2 protein-coding genes are annotated in these 2,763 nt (G+C 46.1%); both read right to left on the reverse strand.

Annotated elements, in window-relative coordinates:
• Positions 1–1,077, reverse strand: a 1,077-nt coding sequence (locus tag PKO02S_RS31775) for a hypothetical protein (protein WP_164821823.1), incomplete at its 3' end; no start/stop codon positions are given.
• Positions 1,078–1,234: 157 nt separating this feature from the next.
• Entirely contained in the window at positions 1,235–2,617 is a 1,383-nt protein-coding gene (locus tag PKO02S_RS31780; protein ID WP_127589270.1) for an FAD-dependent oxidoreductase, read from the reverse strand.
• Positions 2,618–2,763 lie beyond the last annotated feature (146 nt).

A 2,763-nucleotide genomic window follows, 5' to 3' on the forward strand; every position in this document is an offset into this window, starting at 1 on the left:
GAAATTGCGGTATTCCACTTGAAGCTGGTTGAGATCATCTACAGCCCTTTCTATCGTACTAAGCTCATCACTCCCGGCGTTTGAATACGCTTTCAATTGTGATGCGATTTTCCGAATCGGAAAATAATTGAACTTTAGTCCCAGCATGATAATAACAGCACCGATGGCAAGCATGAGCGAAATAACCACGATAACCCAATTTTTTATTTGGGTAAGACTTTTCATGGCATATTGCATATCTGTAATCTTGACATAGTAATAACCGGTCTCATTGGAATGCAAGGCAATGACATATAGCTGGCGTCCGTCTATATGGATGGTATCTGAAAAATCGCCGTTATGCTGCTCCAGGAGAGGCGTAATTTGATTCAAGACCATCCCCTTTGAATCTGGCACAAAACTGCTAAGCAATTGGAGGTTTTTATCAAATACAAGCACGTTTTCATTCACATCTTCTTTTACAGAGAAATTGAAGAGCTTTTTTAATTTTTCATTGTCTATGACATAAACAATGGTTCTTGTGGGATTGGAAAAGTTAGGGGAAAGCGGCGAAAAATAAAATATATACGATTGGTTGTTCTGGCTGATGACCCGGCGTACATTTACAGAATCTGAATGGTTCAATAAATAATTAAATTCATCCGAAGACAAATCGCTGGAGACGATGTAATTCGGCAATATAAGCGAAAAAAAGAATGTACCGGACGAGGAAAAAAGCTTATTGGCTCCTCTTTCGTACAAAAAGATATCGCTCAGCGGATCCAGCAGTCGTGTCAAAAATGACAGCATAGATACAACGCTGTCTGGATGGTTTTGGATTTGAAACAACGTCATGGAGGGGGATCCGTCGACTTTTTCCGTTATCTTTTTTAATTCGGATATTTTCACATCGTATACATTCTTAACCGTGCTTAATTTGTTGATATTGGAGGTATAAATCTCTTTTTCAAATGAATGATAAACCGTTGAATAGCAGAATAACAAAAACACTAAAATAGGTATAAACACTGCAAAACTATATAGAATCATTGTTTTCCTGAATAATTTACTTCTAACCGAAAGAAAAAGTGATTTCAAAACGCCCACCCCTGAAATATATTCTGATTATATATACATACAAAAACCTTCAATTTGAGAAAAAAACGGGATGGCGTCAAACAGAAGAGCGGGCATTATGCCCAGAAAAATTCCGGAAGCCTAATGCCCGCAGACAAACGTTATTGTACCTTAACTTTCAATCAAAAACGCGTCGCCCGATGCCTTGTCCGAGCTCGGCACCTTGCGCAATCAACCGATTCTGCAGCTCGCGAATATTCAACTCGCGCACCGCCTTGCCTTGCTGAACGCTCATGGCCGCCGCCACTCCGGCTGCTTCAGCCTGCGCCATCTGTATCGGGATGACTCTTGTCGACGACATCGCCTCATGTGTTGCCGAGATCGGCCGGCCTGCTACGATGATGCCCTCCAGTCCCTTTGGCAGCAAGCAGGAGAACGGAATTTCATACGTGCTCACCTTTTTCGTATTCAAGCCTTTATGATCGGGCGTATGGATATCCAGATGGTAGCCGCCGAGACAGATCACATCGTCAAATTGTTTGCTTTCGATCAAGTCTTCGCCGGTAAGCAAATAATCGCCGACGATATGACGCGATTCCCGTATTCCGATTTGATGCGCCGTATCCAGCAGCCGAATGTGTTCGAAACCGGGCGCGTAAGTTTTGAGAAAATCGAAAATGTCTTTCATCTGCATCAAACCGATCACTTCTCCGTTCGAATAGCTCCGGTTGTCGTTCGGATTGACACCTTCGACACGGCTCGAGACAACGATCATTTGATCGAACTTCGGGATGCAGACGCCAACCAGATTCGCACGCGGGAACGGAATCCCGGCTTGAACGGCCTGCTCGATATACTGCTGCAAGCCGCCTAACACAAACACTTCCGCTCCGTCCATCTGATCGATCAACCCATGAACGACTTCGTCAGTCATCGAAAACGGACGGATTTGCGACGTATGCTCTCGGAAGTAGGCGATCAGTGGCTTGAAGTTAATTCCGCTCACCCGGAACACGAGCGAGGACACTTGGGTTTTGTTGTCGGCCGGCCGACCGTACACATAATCCGCGCCTGCCCGGACCGCTGCATCTCCATCGCCGCTGCAGTCGATCACGGTACCGCATGACAACAGCTGAGTGCCTTCCTTATTTTGAATCAGCACACCCTTCACGCATCCGTTCTCGACGATCGTATCAGTCAGCATGCTATGCAAATAAAAGTCAACGCCGTCTTCCTGCAGCATCCGGGTGACGACATATTTGAACCAATGAGGATCTACGCCGAGCACATCGCTTGTAATCGGGTCCATATAGAATTGCGTCGCCGCTCCTATCTCTTGCAGCTTTGTTGCAATCTCGTAGGCGATTCCTTTGACGATCAGTTGCCGCAGATTGTTATGGAAGCCGAGCAGCGGCAAGCCAGGAATGACATTGCCCCCGACGAATCCGTTGTATTCGACGATCGCCGTCCTAGCTCCCGCACGTGCCGCCGCCATCGCCGCGACGATCCCCGTCGCTCCACCTCCGACGACAACGACATCGTATGAATATTGTTTTAGCATAGACCTCTCCTATTCGCCTAATTGAATTGGACGGTATTTGGAAGTACTCTCAAGCGGGAAGTACTCTCAAGCGTAAATCCAGTCATGTCCTACCCCCTGTCCTATTCTGTCGTCATTATAGGACCAATAAATAAGGTAAAACAATC

The sequence above is a fragment of the Paenibacillus koleovorans NBRC 103111 genome (genome assembly GCF_004000845.1).
Lineage (GTDB): Bacteria > Bacillota > Bacilli > Paenibacillales > NBRC-103111 > Paenibacillus_AA > Paenibacillus_AA koleovorans.